Consider the following 17,688-nt stretch of genomic DNA (forward strand, 5'->3'; position numbering starts at 1 on the left):
GGCGATCACCCTTCCATACTGTCGCCGAGGGTTTTGCCAAGGCAGACCGCGTCCGCCTTGCCGATGTAGTCGCCGTAGGCGGCAATCTCACGGTAGCCATGCGCCAAGTAGAAGCGCACCGCCCTCAGGTTGACCAGCCGCGTCTCCAGCCAGACCTGACGGTAGCCGAGCCGCCGCGCTTCCGCCTCCAGAAAGGCCAGCAGTGCGGAACCCACGCCGCGCGCGCCGTCACGCGCGTAAATGCGCTTCACTTCGGCAATTCCCTCCTCCAGCGGCCGGAACGCGCCACAGCCCACCGGGTTGCCGTGCGGATCGTAGGCCAGCGCAAAGCAGCAGCCCGGCTGCTGCATCTGCTCGGCGTCAAAGGAGGCGCGGCCGCTGCTGCCGGTGATGGAGAGCAGCATCCGCGACAGCTCCTCCATCAACAGGGTGGCATCCGCCCCCTCGGCTGCCGCGCGCCGCACCGTGATTGCGCTTTCCCCCATGTTTTTTGCCTCCGCATAATAAGTGGCCGCCCTATGCCAGCTGGCGGTACATGACGGTGGTGGGTTCCCACGCACCGCGCCCATCTGGTGACAGCACATAGCGCGGGATCTGCCCGCACAGCTGGTATCCCAGCGATTGGTAGAGCCGCTCGGCATGGTCGCCGCTGCGGGTGTCGAGCACCAGCAAGCGTCGGCCACGCGCCAGTGCCTCCTCATCCAGCCGCTGCATCAGCGCGCGCGCCACACCCTGCCGCCGCGCCGCCGGGTGCACCAGCAACTTTGCCACCTCTGCCCGGTGTGGGCCGTTGGGCATCATGGCCGGCAGCAACTGCACCGTGCCAACAATCCGCCCCGCCTGGCGCGCCAGCAGCAGGATGCGTTCGCCGCTCTCCACCCCCGGCTGGATGCCCTGCCAAAACGCCAGCGCCTGCGCCATGCCGAAGGGCTGGACAAAGCCGACGCTGGCGCCCTGTTCGACGCAAGCCGTCAGCACCTGCGCCAGTTGGTGCAGATCGTCTTGGGTCAGGGAATGGGTAACAGTATAGTGAATCTCACTCATCATGCAGGCTCCAGTCAGTGTTGGCAGATAACAATCAGATAGCGTGCGTCGGCCGGGCCGGTCGCACGGAAATGGGAAGGCCCCTGAAGCCGGAAGCGCAGGCAGTCGCCCGCGGCTAGCTGGTAGGTGCGCTCGCCAAGGCGGTACTCCAGCGTCCCTTCCAGCAGCCAGATGTGCTGCTGCATACCGGCGACCGGCGCGCCAGCGTAGGCAATCTCCGCCCCGGCGCGCAGCCGTCCCTCAATCAGCTCGGCGCGGAAACCGGCGGCTGGCGGCGACACGGAGCGGCGCTCAAAGCCGGTCTCGGCATCCAGCCAGATGGGTTGCAGGGCGCGAGGCAGCAGTTCGGGCGGTGCCTCATCAATCTCATGCAGCAGTTGCGACATGGTGAGGCCAAATACCTGCGCCAGTTTGCCGAGTTGGGCGGCGGTCGGGCTGTTTTCGGCCCGTTCAATGCGGGAGAGGGTGGCGCGGCTGATACCGCTCTGGTCAGCCAGTTGGGCCAGGGTCAGATCTTGAGTGATGCGCAGTTGCACCAGCCTTGCGGCCAGCCGGGTATCCTGGGTTTGCATAGGCGTTCCTTTTCTCTTTTTTGGGAAATTATCCCTCAAATGAGATAAACGCAACAAAAAAGCATCATTATGATGAATTTTTATCTACATCATAGTTTCCGTACCCCATTGCTGATACATTTTTAAAGTTTTTTTGACCAACAAAATAACCGAGATCATGTCTGGAGAGCGTATATTTGATAACATGATCACTATTCATATTTTCAATGATTCGCGATTTTCGGGGAGACAATGAGGCGTTATAGCATTGGCGAAGTGGCCGCGATCTGCGGCATTAACCCGGTTACCCTCCGGGCCTGGCAACGGCGCTACGGGCTGCTGAAACCCCAACGCACCGAGGGCGGGCATCGCCTGTTTGACGACGAGGATCTGGCGCGCATCCGCACCATCCTGACCTGGATCGAACGTGGCGTGCCGGTCGGCCAGGTGCGCGCGCTGCTGGAGAATGGCGGCGAGGTGGAGCAGGTTGGCGATGGCTGGGCGCAACTGACCGACGCCCTGCTGGTTGCCTTGCAGGGCGGCCAGCTCAACCGCCTGCGCCAGATGCTGAATGAGTATGGCCGCGAATACCCGGCCGGCCAGTTGGTGGATCAGGTGCTGCGGCCGCTGCGCGCGCGCCTCGCCAGCGGCAACGTGCAGTTGCTGACGCTGCGCAGCCTGTTGGATGGCCTGCTGCTGGAGTACGCCGCCTTCTGCCTGACCGCAGGCCGCAAAACGCCCGGCGAGCACCTGATGATCATCGGCTGGGGCCGCGCTGACCGCGCCGATCTCTGGCTGGAGGGGCTAAAACGCAGCGAGGCGGGCGCGCGGGTTGAGGTGTTGACCGAACCGCTGGCCGCGCCGCAACTGGAACCCCTGCTGTGTGACCGCTTCGTGCTCTGGTCAGAGGGGCGGCTCAGCCCTGCCCAACAGCAGCAGTTTCTGGCCTGGCAGGCGCAGGGCCTGAATGTGGAGCTGATGGGGAGCGCCGCCACATTGCAGAGTGACGACTCAGGGTTGCCTGCGCAGTAAATCGGTTTATTTCCCCCTCCCCCGCTTTTCTTGCGGCCTGCCTTGCGCAACCGGCCACAATCCTGTTAGCTATGGCCCTCTTTTTCCCGCCACGGATGATCACTATGCCTCAACCTGCCTCGCGTGCCTTTTGGCTGCTGCTGGGAGCGCTATTCGCACTCTACTTTATTTGGGGTTCCACCTACTTCGCCATCCGGCTGGGGGTGGAGAGTTTCCCGCCGCTGACGATGGCTGGCCTGCGCTATCTGGTGGCGGGCATCCTGCTGTTCACCTTCCTGCGGCTGCGCGGCCACGCCCTGCCCACTGGCCGCGAGTGGCTGGCGGCCGGGGTGATTGGCGTGCTGCTGCTGGCAGTGGGCAATGGGCTGGTGACCGTGGCGGAGCATATGCAGGTGCCCTCCGGCATCGCGGCGGTGATGGTCGCCACCGTGCCGCTGTTCACCCTCTGCTTCAGCCGCCTGTGGGGCATCGCGCACACGTGGGTGGAGTGGGCCGGGGTGGCGATTGGGCTGGTGGGGATCGTGCTGCTCAACACCGGCCATAATCTGGTGGGGAACCCGCTGGGCGCGGTGCTGATCCTGATCGCTTCCTTGAGCTGGGCGTTCGGCTCGGTCTGGAGCGCGCGGCTGCCGCTGCCGAAGGGGCCGATGGCTGGCGCGGCGGAGATGCTGATCGCGGGCGGGGTGCTGCTGCTGGCTGGCCATTTACACGGCGAGCAGCTGACGGGCACCCCCTCCACCCGCAGCCTGCTGGCGCTGGGTTACCTGATCCTGTTTGGCTCGGTGATCGCCGTCAGCGCCTACATGTACCTGCTGAAAAATGTGCGCCCGGCGCTCGCCACCAGCTACGCCTACGTCAACCCGATGGTGGCGGTGCTGATTGGCATCAGCCTCGGCGGCGAGCGGCTCTCCGGCACCGAGTGGCTGGCGCTGGCGATCATCCTTGGCGCGGTGCTGATGGTGACGCTCGGCAAGCTGCTGTTCACCCGCCGGGACGGCACGGCGTAACGCCGCCCCCGCCAGCGGTTGCCTGGCGGGGGAAAGGCTCTATAATCCTGTTGCCAACCAAAGGAAGCTGATATGAAGAGTATCCCGAAAAAAGTGTTCATCATCGTGGTGTCACTGATGGCGCTTGGCGCGATCGGCGGCGTGATGCTGGCCGGTTACGCCATTGTCATCGGCCCGCCGGCCTGATCCGCTACGCCACCGGGCCGCGCCGCCGTTGCAGGGCGTCGGCCCAGCGCTCAAACAGCATATCCACCACAATCGCCAGCAGCGCCACCAGAATCGCCCCCTGTATCACATAGGCGGTGTTGAAGCCGCTCAAGCCAATCACAATCGGCGAGCCAAGGCTCTGGGTGCCGACGCTGGAGGCGATCGCCGCCGTGCCAATGTTGATGATCACCGAGGTGCGGATACCGCTGACAATCACCGGCGCGGCCAGCGGCAGCTCCACGCGCGCCAGCATCTGCAAACGGCTCATGCCGACGCCCAGTGCCACCTCGCGGCTGGCGGCCGGTACCGAGGCCAGCCCGGCCAGCGTCCCCTGCACCACCGGCAGCAGGCCGTAGAGCACCAGCGCCAGAATCGCGGGCTGCGGGCCAAAACCCATCACCGGCACTGCCACCGCCAACACCGCCACCGGCGGGAAGGTCTGGCCCATCGCCACCACCGTCTCCAGCAGCGGTCGGAAGGGCTTCCCCCACTCGCGGGTGACGGCAATCCCTGCCGCCACGCCCACGCCCACCGCAATCAGGCTGGAGATCCCCACCAGCGTCAGGTGCGCCAGCACCAGTGACGGGAAGCTTTGTTGCAGGTAGAGCGGCCGTTGCAGCGTCGGGAACAGGCTGTGGAACACCCCGCCGAGCTGGCCCATGCCGAAGGTAAAGGCCAGCAACAGCGGCAGCGCCCAGAGCAGCGGCGAACGCAGCCGCCGCCAGCTACGCGTGGGGTGCGCCATCGCCGCCCTCCTCCACCAGATCGGACAGGTGCAGCACGCCCAGCGGCGCGCCCGCGCCATCCACCACCGGCAGCACCTGCGCACCGCGCGCCACAAACAGCGACAGCGCCTCGCGCAGGCTAAGGCCGCCCTCAATGGGCGCGCCCGGTGCCTGCCCCGGCCTGACCCGCTGCGCCACCTGCCGCTGCGCCAGCAACTTGATGCCCAGATCGCTGCGGCCAAAGAACTCCCGCACAAAGGCGTTGGCTGGCCGCTCCAGCAGGTCGAGCGGCGCGCCCTGCTGCTGCACCCGCCCCTGATCGAGCAGCACGATGCGGTCGGCCAACGTCAGCGCCTCGTCGATGTCATGGGTCACCAGCACCACCGTACGCCCTAGCAACTGGTGGATGCGCGCCATCTCCTGTTGCAGCGCGCCGCGTGTCACCGGGTCCAGCGCACCGAACGGCTCATCCATCAGCAAGACCTCCGGGTCGGCGGCCAGCGCGCGCGCCACCCCGACCCGCTGCTGTTGGCCGCCAGAGAGCTGGTGTGGGTAGCGCTTTAAGAACGCCTCATCCAGATGCAACAGCCCCAGCAGTTCGCGCACGCGGGCGCGGATTTTTGCCGTCGGCCACTTCAGCAGGCGCGGCACGGTGGCGATATTCTGCTCCACTGTCCAATGCGGGAACAGGCCGATGGACTGGATGGCATACCCCATCCGCCGCCGCAGGTCTTCCGGCTTGAAGGCGTGGATCGCCTCGCCAGCGAACAGGATTTCGCCGTGATCTGGCTCCACCAGCCGGTTGATCATCTTCAGGGTGGTGGATTTGCCGGAGCCGGAGGTGCCAATCAGCACCGTGAATTCGCCGTCGGCGATGTTGAGCGTCAACGCGTCCACCACCGGCTTGCCGCCATAGGTTTTGCTTACCTGGGAAAACTGGATCATCTGCGCGAGGGTTCCAAAACAGAGACAAGAAGGGTGAACAGGCCATCGATCACCACGGCCAGCAGCACCACCGGGATCACCCCCAGCAGCACCAGATCCAGCGCGCTGCTCAGCAGCCCCTGGAACATGATGGCCCCAAAACCGCCAGCGCCAATCAGCGCCGCCACCATCGCCATGCCGACGGTCTGTACCGCCACTACCCGCACACCGGCCAGAATGACCGGCAGCGCCAGCGGCAGCTCCACCCGGCGCAGCAGTTGGCCGCGCGTCATGCCCATGCCGCGCGCCGACTCCAGTACCTGTGGCGGCACCGCCTGCAAGCCAGCCACCACGCTGCGCACCAGCGGCAGCAGCGCGTAGAGCACCAGCGCGATGATCGCCGGCGCGCGGCCAATGCCGCTGATACCGGCGCGCGCCAGCCACGGGAAGGCAGCCGCCAGCCCGGCCAGCGGTGCCAGCAGCAGGCCAAACAGGGCGATGGAGGGGATGGTCTGGATAATGTTGAGCAGCGGGAACAGCGGCCCGCGCCAGCGCACAGAGCGGGCGCAGAGCACGCCGAGCGGCAGGCCGATCAGCAGCGCTGGCACCAGCGTACCCGCCAGCAGCCCAAGGTGCTGCCACAGCGCCTCGTGGAACACGTCGGCACGGTTGTCATACTCCTGGAGCAGCGAGAGCGCGTTGAGTTGCCCGCTCGCCAGCAGCGCCACCACCGGCAGCGCCATCTGCGCATTGAGCAGCAGCCGCCAGCCCCGGTGGGTGGTCAGGCGTGACACCGCGTCGGCTCCCGCCAGCACGCAGAGCGCCGCCGCCGCCCAGTAACCGCCGCCGAGCGAGGTGCGCGCGATGCCGTCGCCATCACCGGCCAGCAGCGTGGCCGCCGTGCCAGCAACAGCGGTCAGGCCATAGAGCAGCCCCTCCGCCAGCAGCAGCGTCAGCAGGGCGCGCCAGCGCGCCGGGGGCAGCAGCGCCAGCACCAGCAACCCGGCCAACGGCAGCCCCAGTAGCGCGCCGCCGCCCTGCGGCAGTGCCAGCAGCCCTATCGCCCGGCCGGAGACCAGCCGGTTTGGCGCGTGGCTGACCAGCCCCAGCCCGCCGAGCGCCAGCACCATCAGCGCCAGCAGCAGCAACAGCACCGGATTGACGCCCCGGCGCATACCCGGCCCGGCCATTACTTCACGAAGCCGTGGTCTTGCAGGTATTTGGCCGCCACTTTTTTGGCGTCACGCCCGCCGACGGCGATCTGCGCATTCAGCTTTTGCAGCGTCGGGCCGTCAAGGGAGGCGAACACCGGTTTCAGCAGCGCCGGAATGTTCTTGTGCTGGTTGAGCGCCGCCTCGCGGATAATTGGCGCGGGCGCGTAGATTGGCTGCACGTTCTGCGGATCGTCCAGCGTTTGCAGGCCAAGCGCCGCCACCGGGCCGTCGGTGCCGTAGGCCATCGCAGCGTTGACGCCGGAGGTCTGCTCCGCCGCCGCCTTGATGGTGACCGCCGTGTCGCCACCGGCCAGTGACAGCAACTGATCCTGTTTCAGCGTGAAGTGGTAGGCCTGTTGGAAGGCCGGCAGCGCGTCCGGCCGCTCAATGAACTCCGCCGAGGCGGCTAGCTTGAAGTTGCCGCCGCCGCTGATGTACTTGCCCAGATCCTCGAGGGTCTTCAGGTTGTTCTGCTGCGCCAGATCCTGTCGCACGGCGATGGTCCAGGTATTGTTCGCTGGCGCGGCGTCGAGCCAGACGATCTTGTTCTGTTCGTAGTCGAGCTGTTTTACCTTCTCGTAGCCAGCCTGCGCATTTTTCCACGCCGGGTCACTCTCCTGTGAGAAGAAGAACGCGCCATTGCCGGTGTACTCCGGGTAGATATCAATCTCACCAGCGGTGATCGCCCCGCGCACCACCTTGGTGTTGCCGAGTTGCAAGCGGTTGGTGGTCTGGATGCCGTTGGCTTCCAGCACCTGGATGATAAGGTTGCCGAGCAGCGATCCCTCGGTGTCAATTTTGGAACCGACGCGCACTGGCTCGGCCGCCTGCGCCAGGCCAGCCACGGCCATTAATGCCGCCGCCAGCCAACGGCCACGGAAAGGGGAACGGGACATGGTGACTCCTCCTGATTGTTATGGCGTGCTGCCCTGGATAAACACGCTGACACTCAAAAGGATAGCCGCGATTCCCCGGCTGACCAGCCCGGAGGGCGCGGGGTGCGACAAAAGGGGGATTTTCAGACGATGCGTACCCCGCCAGCCCAAGGCCAGCGGGGGTCACTCAGGGGATCAGAAGCCTTCCAGCACCAGCTTGCCGCGTGCCTTGCCAGACTCGATCAGCGCATGGGCGCGCTTGAGGTTATCGGCATTGATGGTGCCGAAGTGCTGGCCAAGGGTAGTGCTGAGCGTGCCCTCATCCAGCAGCGCGGCGACGCGGTTCAGCAGTTCATGCTGCTTGATCATGTCGTCGGTTTCGAACATTGAGCGGGTGAACATCAGCTCCCAGTGCAGCGAGATCGCCTTGCGCTTCAGCGGCGTGGCGTCCAGCGTGGCCGGGTCATCAATCAGCCCCAGCTTGCCCTGCGGCGCCAGCACCTCCACCAGCTGTGCGTAGTGGCTGTCGGTGTGAGTCAGGCTGGCGACGTGGGTCACCTGATTGATGCCGAGGTTCTCTAGCTGTGCCGCCAGCGGCTGGTGATGGTCAATCACATGGTGCGCGCCGAGCTGGCGCACCCAGTCGTGAGTCTCCGGGCGCGAGGCGGTGCCAACCACCGTCATTTTCGTCAACTGGCGTGCCAGTTGGGTCAGGATAGAGCCAACGCCACCGGCCGCGCCGACAATCAACAGCACATCGCCCTCGCCGCCCTGCTCCGGCACGCCGAGGCGGTCAAACAGCAGCTCCCAGGCGGTGATGGAGGTGAGTGGCAGCGCGGCGCTGTCAGCAAAGCCCAGCGAGGCTGGCTTGCGGCCCACGATGCGCTCATCGACCAGATGCAGCTCGCTGTAACAACCGGGGCGGATAATGGAACCGGCATAGAACACCTCGTCGCCCGGCTTGAACAGCGTCACCTCTGGCCCCACCGACTCCACCACGCCAGCCACGTCCCAGCCCAGCACCCGCGGCCCGTTGGTTTCACCGCCAGCGCGCACCTTGGTGTCCACCGGGTTAACCGAGATCGCCTTCACCTGCACCCGCAGGTCACGCGCGCCCGGCTGCGGCGCCGGCAGGTCGGTATCAAACAGCGCACGCGCATCATCAATCGGCAGGCCGGATTGTTCATAGGCTATCGCTTTCATTTTCACTTCCTCGCAATTATGGTGTGGCAGTGCGCCGCGGCGCACCTCAATGGCCGAAGCCGGGTATGACCCAAGCATAGCCGCCCTCCACAGGCCGGATACAGCCGCGCCACAGAACAACAGTTTCATGACAGGAGTGAAAATGATCAGACTTGATGACCTGGCGCTGTTTGTCCGCACGGCGGCGGTGGGCAGTTTCTCCAACGCGGCGCGGGAGGCCGATCTGCTGCCGGCGCAGGTGAGTGCCGCCATCAAGCGGCTGGAGGGCGAGCTGGGGGCGCGGCTGTTTGCCCGCTCCACCCGTAGCCTGCGGCTGACGGCGGAGGGGGAACAATATTTGCCCTACGCCAGTGAGGCGCTGGCAACGCTGGCGGCCGGGCAGTCAGTGCTGCGCCGCGAGCCGGAGCACCTCAACGGCATCCTGCAACTGGCCGCCCCCTCCGATCTGGGGCGCAATGTGCTGCTGCCGACCCTTAGCGCCTTCCGCCGCGCCCATCCGCGGTTGACGCTGCGGCTGTTCCTCTCCGATCAGGTTACGGATGTGTTCAAAGACCCGGTGGATGTGGCGCTGCGCTACGGCCAGCCGGAGGATGCCAGTTTTGTTGCCCTGCCGTTGGCGGCGGAGAACCGGAGGGTGGCGGTGGCCTCCCCGGACTATCTGCGCCGTCATGGCCGCCCGACGACCCCGGCGGAACTGGCTGACCACGCCTGTCTGGTGTTTGTGCTGCATGGCCGGGTCTATGACCGCTGGGCGTTCCACCCGCTGGCCGGGCAGCCGCAGGTGGTGGCGGTCAACAGCGCGCTGATGAGCGACGACGCCGATGTGGTACGGCGCTGGGCGATCGCCGGTGAGGGCATCGCCTATAAATCCTGGCTGGATGTGTGCGACGACGTGCAGGCCGGTCGGCTGGTGACGCTGTTTGGTGGGGCACTGGGTGAGCCGGTACCGCTCAACCTGATCTGCCCGCACCGCGACCAGTTCTCGCCAGCGGTGCGGCAGTTGCATACCGTGCTCAAGCAGCAGTGTGACCTGCTGCTGGCAGCACTGCCCAAGGGCAATGCTGCCTGAGGTCAGGGGAGTGTGGCTGGTGTCGAGGCGGCAGGTTTAATCCAGCTTTTTTTCAATGAGTGACCAAAGTTGCCGCAGCCGCTTAATATACAGGTCATCTGTGATCACCATAACCACATCATCCAGAACATCTTTTGGTGGGCCTAGCCCGCCCTTCCCTATCCGTGTGCCATCTGGCAGGGCCACGGGTTCCAGCTCTCCCAACAAAATATGGTAGATCTCTTCACGCAGCCTGGGATCGCGGCCAATATTTTCCAAATCAAACACCGTGCGGATATTAATGGCGCGTAACAGCCGGGTCTTTTTGGAACCAACGGCAATGATCAATTGCGCTTGCGCAATCCAGTCAATCACCTCATACAGGCCATAGGGGGTCTCAACAAATATCTGGATAGGGTTGGCCGTCGCCAGATTTTGCACATCCTCAATTTCAAACTCACTAAGCCGGAACTTCATATAGGGATCGATGCCGATAATCATATCCAGCGGATACTCCTTCATCAGCCGCTTATCATCGCCATCCACCCGACGCAGCGCCAACGAGGGAAACCGCGCCACCAGCAGATCAATAAAGGCCAGCGGGAACAACCCCACCAATAGCGCAATGGCGATGATCAAGAGCGTGGCTTGCCCGGTCTTGCGCACCGCCTCCTCAGCACTGCTGACACTCTCAACCGCTGGCATAATGGTCGTAACCAGTGCCGGATTGGGGGGCGACATCTGCACCATAGCGCTGGTCGGCTTTACCTCCTCCTTTTCGATGCTATGGAAGACGCCGCTGTAATAGACTGCGCCGACGATCACCAGCGAGAGTAGGATGCGATAAAAGGCGCGGAAGTAGGAGAGTGGTGACAGGTCATAATTGGCAACCCGACGCAGCAAATAGTTCAGGGTCCAGAGAAATGCGCCTAAAAAGGTAAAGGCAAATACCAGACGGCTGAGATTTTTGGTCTGGTGCAATGTATTAAAATCTTCCCCATAAAGCTCGTTGAATACCAAAAGAGAGATAAAAAAGCAGCTTGAGGTTAAGGCAACATAGAGCAGCACTGGCAAAAAATAGTTAATGTTGTTTTCCAACTCGCCTGCTATCTCATTATCTTCATCTTGCTTGATATGATATTTATGTTTGACCACCTCAAAGGAGGGGAGCAGAGATCCGCCAAGATCTTTGAAGTTTAATGATTTCTCTAAGTCCAGAAGCCGTCTTGCGCGCATCGCCCGGGTATTTTTACGGCTTAATGAGATACCAAATGGCACCCCAGCTCCCAATAGCAATGAAATAATGATCAGCAGAGTATAGTGATTTGTGAAAATATCCATACGTCCCCCTACCTATGCAGAGGCGATGATAACCTGATGCTCTCCAGACATCAGGCGGGTCTGTTAAACAGCTAAATTAACCCTTCTGGTGTACACCTCAATTTCCGCTTCGGATAATAATAATAATTTATATCGGTGCTTTTTTTGATAAGGGCGCAGCATAATCTATAGCAAGTGAATGATTCACTTAGCTAATAATTGATTAATGTGAAAATGATAAGCGTGATGAATTTGAAGGGGAGCTGCTGCTCCCCCTGTAGTACTAAACCACGGGCGCGCGCGGGGTGAAGATGTGGCCCAGCCCGGCCTCGATCATCTTTTTCACCAGCTCATAGCCGCCGTGGTGCTGGCTGTGGGCAAACTCGCGCTCAGACTCGAAAATGGGGCTGGCCCAATAGAGATTGACCTTATCGCCATACAGCGTCGGCATGGCGACTTTGCTGGCCGGTGAACAGAGGGCATCAGAGAGCACAAAGCCCTCGTACCCCTGTGGGGCCATCGGCGAGGCCAGTGTGTGCCCCTCGCCCAGCCAGCTCAGGGTAGTCCACGGCAACTGGGCGAAGCCAGAGAGCGCGCTGGCCATCTGTACCGCGCTCTGCTCGGTGACATACTGCGCCTCAACGGCGAAGGCCAGTTCGGCGCGGCGGTGATCGCTGGCGTCATCGTTAAACAGAATCTCCACCCCCGGCATCGGCCGGATGCTGACACCCAGCGTCAGGAAGTAGTAGATGCCATCCTGCTCATGCTGCGAAATCGCCATCGGCGGCCAGCTACCCTGATCGATGGCGTAATATTTTACCGAGGGGCCAAAGCGTGCCTCGTAGCGCTCCAAAAACTGCCGTTGCGCCTTCTGCCAGGGGCGATGCTCCCCCTGCTGCAACCAGCTGCGCCAGAACTGGCGCGTCTCCTCGGCACGGGCGTACTGGCTGTTGGTGGAGGCTGACCCAAGCGGGAAGGTGCTGCCATTGTCCTTCAGGCAACTGGCGGCGTAACTCACCTGATGATCGATATAGAGGCTCCAGCCCGGCACCACCGCCAGCAACTGGCCGTGATACCAGAGCGCCGCGCCGTCATCGCTCTCGTTCCAGATGACCTGGATGCCCTCCGGGTGCAGCGGCGGCTCGCCATCCAGACTGCGGCAGTAGGCGGCCGACATCATCGGTGCCAGCCCCTGCTCGGCGGCCTGCCAATCCTCCTCCTGCGGGGCGGGTTGCAGGTTGCGCACCCAGCAGGCGCGCAGGCCGGGGAAGCGCTCACGCATCTCTCCCTGCGCATAGAGGTAGAAGTAAACCACGCGGTCATCCTGCTCGACCACGGCAATAAGGGTCTGTTTGTGGTTGCTCACTTCGGCGATCAATTCTGACTGACGCATGACACCTCGTTAAAATCCCATTTTCCTCGCATTGAACGAAGTGTAGAACCTCTTCCCGCATGGGCGCACGGGCAAAACTCCCAAAAGTGGCCGCTATGGCGGAAAAAAGCCGGAGGGGGGGCAATAAGAGAGGTATTGATGAGGAGTGAGCGCCGCCCTATTAGGGAGCTGGCAGGCGCCCTACCCGCCGCATGGCGCGGTGCCAGGAGCCATTGCGTACCGCCCAGCGCAGCAGCGTGGCGAGGCGGCGGGTGGCGAAGCGCACTGCCCGCCGCTGGCTGCCGCCCATGGGCAACTGGAGTTGGTCGGCGGCCCAGCCGGGCAGCAGGTCAATACCAGCGTGCATAAAGAGCGTACCGGCCGGGGCCGCCAGCCGGCTGGGGGCGGGCGCACCCAGCAGCAGGCGCACCACCTCGGCGGTGCGCGCATCGTAACGCAGTTGCGGCTGCATCTGGTTCAGGTAGACCGCCACCTCCGCCACGCTCTCCGGCACCGGGCCAGCGCCCAGCGCGTAAGCGATGCGCGCCGCCTCGCGGTAGTAGGCGTTCTGCTCCCGTTTGGTGAGGTGTGGGTTGCGGTAGCGCAAGTGGGATTGCAGGAAGCTATAGGTCTCCGCCACATGCACCCACACCAGCAGCGACGGGTCGTCGGCGGTATAGGGGGTGCCGTGGGCATCCTGCCCCTTCACCTGGCGGTGGATGGTACGCACCCGCTGAATCAGCCGTTCGGCGTCGCCGGTGGCCCCAAAGGTGGTAGCGGAGATGAACTGACTGGTACGGCGCAGGCGGCCCAGCATATCCTCACGGAAGTTGGAGTGATCCCAGACGCCAGCCAGCGCCAGCGGATGCAGCATCTGGAGCAGCAGCGCCGAGATGCCGCCGCACAGCATCGAGGTAAAATCCCCGTGGACGCGCCAGATAACGCTGTCCGGCCCGTAGAGGCCGGGGTCGCCCGGCGGTTGCTCCAGGTCAATGCCGCCCAGCGACAGGCCGGTCAGCCCCAGTACCTGTCGCTCTATACGTTGCCGGAGCGGGGCCAGCAGCCGGGACTCAGGCAGGTTCGCTTGTGGCATCAAAGGCAATCAGCTGCGGCCAGATGGCCATCACCACATCCACCAGCTGGTTGAGATCCGTGCGGCTCGCGCCATCCCGCGCCTGCACCGACATCCCCTGTACCATGCAGTTGAGATATTTTGCCAGCACTTGACTGGAGGCCTGCGCCGGCAGCTCGCCGCTCGCCTTGCGGCTGTCGAGGAACTCGCTCAGGGTCTGCTCCTGCATATGGTGGCGGGAGCGCAGCATCGAGGCGATCTCCTCAGAAGCGGCCGAGAGCGTGGCGGAGGTGCAGACCATAAAGCAGCCAGAGGGGTTGTCGCAGTCGGTGAACAGTGCGGCGGCGGCGCGCAGGTACTCCTCAATCGCCTGCTTCAGCGGGACGTCCGAGTGCGTCAGCGCGCGGTTGCTGGTCTCGATGAACAGGGTCAGGTAGTGCTCGACCGCCGCCCGGAACAGCCCCTCTTTATTGCCGAACTCTGCGTAGAGCGTCGGTGCCTTGGCCCCGGTGGCTTCCACCAGATCCGCCAGCGAGGTCGCCTCATAGCCATACTTCCAGAACAATTTCAGCGCCTTGTTCAGCGCATCGTCCCGGTCGAACTGTTTAGGGCGCCCGCGGCATTTTTTCGCCAAGGCCATATTTTCAGTGCTCATACACCCTCTCTTATCACTGCTGTGATTAGGTCAGAAAATATTTATTAATGATCATTATAAAAAACGGTGGCAGGAGTGTCGAGGTCTGTTTATAATTTAGTTATCGATCGTTAAACAAATGACGACTTCCCCCTGTACCGCGCAGTATCCTGCCGTGCCGCCGGCCCTCCCGGCATCAGACACTGGCAGTGGGGCGATTATCGGGATTCGCCCCTGACGGACATCACCACCATGAAAACCTTTACCCTATGGCTTGCCGCCCTGCTGGTCGCCAGCAGCCCATTGGCCGCGCTAGCGAACCAACAGGTTATCACGATGCAGGTCGATAGCCAGAAAATTGGCTTTACCACCCGCACCAGTGATGACCTGTCGACCCTGAAACCGGTCACCCCACAGCGCACAGTGTTGCGCGATCCGGTGGCCCGGCAGCTGGTCGCCAGCTCCGGCAGCAATCACCTGTTTGATGACAGCACCATCTACAATTAATTCCCTCTCTGGCCGGCGTCCTGTCGGCCACCCCGCTGTTCCGCACGAATCGCCAAAGATAAATTAACGATCGTTAAAAAAATAGTTGCAGCCGGCTAAAATGCGATCTACCATTAAATTATCGATCGTTAATTAAATAACGATGACCTGACAAAAACAAAACGCATTTTTTGCCTCGGAGATAAGATCATGAAAAACCTGAAACTCGCCATCGCTGCCCTTGCCCTGACCACCGCCTCTTTCGGCGCGTTCGCTGCCCAAGAAGTGACCCAAGCCCCGGCCAATGCCCAACAGATTGGCACCGTGAGCGCTCGCTCCACTAACTTGACCGGTCTGGAAAACCAGCTGGCACAGAAAGCCCAGGAACAAGGCGCCAGCGCTTACCGCATCACCTCCGCGTCCGGCGGCACCAACCTGGTCTACGGCACCGCTGAGATCTACAACTAATCAACATAAAAAAATCACGACGTTAAAATTCGGATAGGAGAGAACACCATGAAAAGCCTGAAAATTGCCCTTGCCGCCCTCGCCCTGACCAGCGCCTCCTTTGGTGCGTTTGCTGCCCAACAGGTTGGTCAGGCACCGGCCGACGCACAGCCTATCGGCACCGTCAGCGCCACCAGCTCCCTGAACCTGAGCGATCTGGAGAGCCAACTGGCGCAGAAAGCCGATGAGCAGGGTGCGACCTCATACCGCATCATTTCGGCGTCCGGCAACAACCATCTGTATGGTAATGCCGAACTCTACAAATAATGCTCCATGTCGAAGAGGCGGCGCTGGCCGCCTTTTTCTCTTTCCCCCGTTGCCTTGCCCTTCCCCCCCGCCACCGTTTACTGTAACTGCCTGATTCCCCTGTTACCGGAAACCCTTTATGGCGCTGCACCGCATTATCCTTGATTGTGATCCCGGCGTGGATGACGCCGTTGCCCTGCTGCTGGCGTTGGCCTCCCCTATGGAGATTGAGCTGGCGGGCATCACCACCGTCGCGGGCAACGTCTCCGCCGACTTGACCGAGTACAACGCACGCCGCCTCTGTACGCTGGCGCAACGGCCTGAGATCCCGGTATTTGCCGGCTGCCCGCGCCCGATGCTGGAGCCGCAGGGCTATGGCTCGCAGGTGCATGGCCACGATGGGCTGGGCGGCGTGCCGCTGCCAGAACCGGCGTTTGCCGTGCAGCGGCAACATGCGGTCGATTTCATCATTGAGACAGTCAATGCCGCGCCGGGCCAGGTGACGCTCTGCCCGATTGGCCCGCTGACCAACATCGCGCTGGCGCTGATCAAGGCACCAGAGATTGCTGGCAAGATCCGCCAGCTGGTGTTTATGGGCGGTGCGGCATTCTGCCCCGGCAATGTGACGCCGCTGGCGGAGTTCAACCTCTATGTTGATCCCTGGGCGGCGCAGGTGGTGCTGAGCGCGGGCATCCCGCAGGTGATGTTTGGTCTGGACGTGACGATGCAGGCGCAGGTCAATGCTGACTGGCTGGCGCAGTTGGAGCAGGGCAGCCCGGCGCTGGCGAGCATTGCGGCGATGATGCGCAGCTATGGCGCGGCCGATCCCTGCCTGCATGACCCCTGTGTGATTGCCTGGCTGATTGACCCGACGCTGTTCGGCGGCGTGGAGGCGCACATTACCGTCAATACCGATCCGGGGCTGGGGCGCGGCCAGACAGTGGCGGCGGTGAAGCCGCGCCACCTGCATGGGCAGGCGCCCAACACGCGGGTGATGACCGAGGTGGATACCCCGCGTCTGCTGGCGCTGCTGGCCGAGCGGCTGGCGATCTACTGATGGCGGGAACCTGAAGCGGCCGGCGCGCACGCCGGCCGGGCAGTCATTCGGGCAGGCGCACCGAGCTTTGCAGGGCGCTGTCAAGCTGGTGGCGCTCCAGCGCCAGCTCAATCAGTCGGGTGATGAGCGCCGAATAGCTGAGGCCGCTCGCCTCCCACAGTTTCGGGTACATGCTGATGTTGGTGAAGCCGGGCAGCGTGTTCACCTCATTGATGATCACCTCGCCGTCGGCGGTCAGGAACACATCCACCCGCGCCATGCCGCTGCACTCCAGCACCTGAAACGCCTCCACCGCCACGGCACGGATGCGCTGGTGCGTCTCTTCCGGCAGATCAGCCGGGATAGCCACTGTCGCGCCCTGCTCATTGATATATTTGGTGTCGTAGGAGTAGAACTCATCCTGCAACACCACCTCGCCGCAGACGCTGGCGACGGGCTGCTCATTGCCCAGCACCGCGCACTCCATCTCACGGCCCTGAATGGCTGACTCCACCAGCACCTTGTGATCAAAACGGAAGGCCAGCGCCAGCGCCGTCTGGTACTCCTCTTCGTTGCGCACCTTGCTGACGCCCACGGAGGAGCCTTGGTTGGCTGGCTTGACGAACAGCGGCAGCCCGAGCCGCGCCCGCACGGCGTCGAAGCCGAAGCGTGCGCGGTTAGTGCGTGTCAGGGTAACGAACGGGGCGACCGCCAGCCCGGCGTCGCGCAGCAGGCGTTTGGTGACATCCTTGTCCATGCTGACCGCCGACCCCAGCACGCCGGAACCCACGAACGGCAGGTTTGCCATCCGCAGCAGCCCCTGTAGGGAGCCATCCTCGCCCAGCGTGCCGTGCACAATCGGGAAGATCACATCAAGCTGTGCCAGCGCGCGCGCCTCCTGGCGCTCAACCCACTGGTTCTGCTGCTGGCCGGGCACCAGCGCCAGATCGCGGCTGGAGGGGTTCAGGGCGATCCGCGCCGGATCGTCCGCGTGTTGCAGATAGTGGGCGGCGTCATGGAGGTGCCACTGCCCCTGTTTGTCGATGCCCAGCAGCGTCACTTCGAAGCGATCTTTGTCCATCGCCTCGACAATGTTTTTGGCCGACTGCAATGAGACCTCATGCTCCGCTGATTTCCCGCCAAAGATAACCCCTACCCGAATCTTAGCCACGCCCGTTCCTTACC

20 protein-coding genes are annotated in these 17,688 nt (G+C 63.1%); 7 read left to right on the plus strand and 13 right to left on the minus strand.

Annotation, left to right across the window (positions count from 1 at the left end):
- Positions 1-5: 5 nt before the first annotated feature.
- Genes C1N62_RS11525 through C1N62_RS11535 form a run of 3 tightly spaced genes read right to left on the minus strand, consistent with a single transcriptional unit; the run spans position 6 to position 1,616 of the window.
- Entirely contained in the window at positions 6-485 is a 480-nt protein-coding gene (locus C1N62_RS11525; RefSeq protein WP_137763765.1) for a GNAT family N-acetyltransferase, read from the minus strand.
- A 31-nt stretch (positions 486-516) separates the two neighbouring features.
- On the minus strand, positions 517-1,047 hold the full coding sequence (locus C1N62_RS11530; RefSeq protein WP_137763766.1) for a GNAT family N-acetyltransferase: 531 nt from the start codon (positions 1,045-1,047) through the stop codon (positions 517-519).
- An 11-nt stretch (positions 1,048-1,058) separates the two neighbouring features.
- Positions 1,059-1,616 carry a helix-turn-helix domain-containing protein gene (locus tag C1N62_RS11535; RefSeq protein WP_137763767.1) on the minus strand — a complete coding sequence of 186 codons (558 nt, stop codon included), beginning with the start codon at positions 1,614-1,616 and terminating at the stop codon, positions 1,059-1,061.
- A gap of 231 nt (positions 1,617-1,847) precedes the next feature.
- Here C1N62_RS11535 and C1N62_RS11540 point away from each other — a divergent pair, with 231 nt between their 5' ends.
- Both C1N62_RS11540 and yedA read left to right on the plus strand, forming a co-directional pair.
- On the plus strand, positions 1,848-2,627 hold the full coding sequence (locus C1N62_RS11540) for a MerR family transcriptional regulator (protein WP_137763768.1): 780 nt from the start codon (positions 1,848-1,850) through the stop codon (positions 2,625-2,627).
- 104 nt (positions 2,628-2,731) lie between these two features.
- Positions 2,732-3,634: a drug/metabolite exporter YedA gene (gene yedA / locus C1N62_RS11545; protein WP_137763769.1), complete on the plus strand. Its 903-nt coding sequence runs from the start codon at positions 2,732-2,734 to the stop codon at positions 3,632-3,634.
- A 190-nt stretch (positions 3,635-3,824) separates the two neighbouring features.
- On the opposite strand, the gene C1N62_RS11550 is transcribed toward yedA, so the two are convergent.
- The 5 genes from C1N62_RS11550 to C1N62_RS11570 all read right to left on the minus strand — a co-directional run bounded on the left by C1N62_RS11550 (position 3,825) and on the right by C1N62_RS11570 (position 8,782).
- Positions 3,825-4,586, minus strand: coding sequence for an ABC transporter permease (locus tag C1N62_RS11550; RefSeq protein ID WP_137763770.1), 762 nt, complete (start codon positions 4,584-4,586; stop codon positions 3,825-3,827).
- Positions 4,567-5,511, minus strand: a complete 945-nt coding sequence (locus C1N62_RS11555; protein ID WP_137763771.1) for an ABC transporter ATP-binding protein — start codon at positions 5,509-5,511, stop codon at positions 4,567-4,569. The genes C1N62_RS11550 and C1N62_RS11555 overlap by 20 nt, the downstream gene beginning before the upstream one ends.
- Positions 5,508-6,680, minus strand: a complete 1,173-nt coding sequence (locus C1N62_RS11560) for an ABC transporter permease (RefSeq protein ID WP_370465563.1) — start codon at positions 6,678-6,680, stop codon at positions 5,508-5,510. Before C1N62_RS11560 ends, C1N62_RS11555 begins: the two co-directional genes overlap by 4 nt.
- Positions 6,680-7,600: an ABC transporter substrate-binding protein gene (locus C1N62_RS11565; protein WP_137763772.1), complete on the minus strand. Its 921-nt coding sequence runs from the start codon at positions 7,598-7,600 to the stop codon at positions 6,680-6,682. Before C1N62_RS11565 ends, C1N62_RS11560 begins: the two co-directional genes overlap by 1 nt.
- Before the next feature lie 174 nt (positions 7,601-7,774).
- The gene (locus C1N62_RS11570) at positions 7,775-8,782 is read right to left on the minus strand and encodes a zinc-binding alcohol dehydrogenase family protein (RefSeq protein ID WP_137763773.1); all 1,008 of its coding nucleotides are present in this window, start codon (positions 8,780-8,782) and stop codon (positions 7,775-7,777) included.
- A 142-nt stretch (positions 8,783-8,924) separates the two neighbouring features.
- On the opposite strand from C1N62_RS11570, the gene C1N62_RS11575 reads away from it, so the two are divergent.
- Positions 8,925-9,851 carry a LysR family transcriptional regulator gene (locus tag C1N62_RS11575; RefSeq protein WP_137763774.1) on the plus strand — a complete coding sequence of 309 codons (927 nt, stop codon included), beginning with the start codon at positions 8,925-8,927 and terminating at the stop codon, positions 9,849-9,851.
- A 36-nt stretch (positions 9,852-9,887) separates the two neighbouring features.
- On the opposite strand, the gene C1N62_RS11580 is transcribed toward C1N62_RS11575, so the two are convergent.
- From C1N62_RS11580 to C1N62_RS11595, 4 genes are all read right to left on the minus strand, one after another.
- Complete coding sequence (locus C1N62_RS11580) at positions 9,888-11,171, minus strand: hypothetical protein (RefSeq protein WP_137763775.1); 1,284 nt, start codon at positions 11,169-11,171, stop codon at positions 9,888-9,890.
- Between the two features lie 262 nt (positions 11,172-11,433).
- Positions 11,434-12,543, minus strand: a complete 1,110-nt coding sequence (locus C1N62_RS11585; RefSeq protein WP_137763776.1) for a suppressor of fused domain protein — start codon at positions 12,541-12,543, stop codon at positions 11,434-11,436.
- A 160-nt stretch (positions 12,544-12,703) separates the two neighbouring features.
- The gene (locus tag C1N62_RS11590; protein ID WP_137765001.1) at positions 12,704-13,582 is read right to left on the minus strand and encodes an oxygenase MpaB family protein; all 879 of its coding nucleotides are present in this window, start codon (positions 13,580-13,582) and stop codon (positions 12,704-12,706) included.
- 10 nt (positions 13,583-13,592) lie between these two features.
- Positions 13,593-14,249: a TetR/AcrR family transcriptional regulator gene (locus C1N62_RS11595; protein ID WP_137763777.1), complete on the minus strand. Its 657-nt coding sequence runs from the start codon at positions 14,247-14,249 to the stop codon at positions 13,593-13,595.
- Between the two features lie 231 nt (positions 14,250-14,480).
- Between C1N62_RS11595 and C1N62_RS11600 the strand changes: the two genes are divergently transcribed.
- The 4 genes from C1N62_RS11600 to C1N62_RS11615 all read left to right on the plus strand — a co-directional run bounded on the left by C1N62_RS11600 (position 14,481) and on the right by C1N62_RS11615 (position 16,524).
- Positions 14,481-14,735, plus strand: a complete 255-nt coding sequence (locus C1N62_RS11600; protein ID WP_137763778.1) for a hypothetical protein — start codon at positions 14,481-14,483, stop codon at positions 14,733-14,735.
- A 189-nt stretch (positions 14,736-14,924) separates the two neighbouring features.
- The gene (locus C1N62_RS11605; protein WP_137763779.1) at positions 14,925-15,182 is read left to right on the plus strand and encodes a DUF1471 domain-containing protein; all 258 of its coding nucleotides are present in this window, start codon (positions 14,925-14,927) and stop codon (positions 15,180-15,182) included.
- 48 nt (positions 15,183-15,230) lie between these two features.
- The gene (locus C1N62_RS11610; RefSeq protein ID WP_137763780.1) at positions 15,231-15,488 is read left to right on the plus strand and encodes a YdgH/BhsA/McbA-like domain containing protein; all 258 of its coding nucleotides are present in this window, start codon (positions 15,231-15,233) and stop codon (positions 15,486-15,488) included.
- Between the two features lie 118 nt (positions 15,489-15,606).
- Positions 15,607-16,524: a nucleoside hydrolase gene (locus tag C1N62_RS11615; protein ID WP_137763781.1), complete on the plus strand. Its 918-nt coding sequence runs from the start codon at positions 15,607-15,609 to the stop codon at positions 16,522-16,524.
- A gap of 43 nt (positions 16,525-16,567) precedes the next feature.
- Here the strand turns inward: C1N62_RS11615 and ddlA are convergent, their stop codons facing one another.
- Positions 16,568-17,674 carry a D-alanine--D-alanine ligase gene (gene ddlA, locus C1N62_RS11620; RefSeq protein ID WP_137763782.1) on the minus strand — a complete coding sequence of 369 codons (1,107 nt, stop codon included), beginning with the start codon at positions 17,672-17,674 and terminating at the stop codon, positions 16,568-16,570.
- Positions 17,675-17,688 lie beyond the last annotated feature (14 nt).

Origin of the sequence: Nissabacter sp. SGAir0207, from assembly GCF_005491205.1 — a bacterium.
GTDB lineage: Bacteria > Pseudomonadota > Gammaproteobacteria > Enterobacterales > Enterobacteriaceae > Chimaeribacter.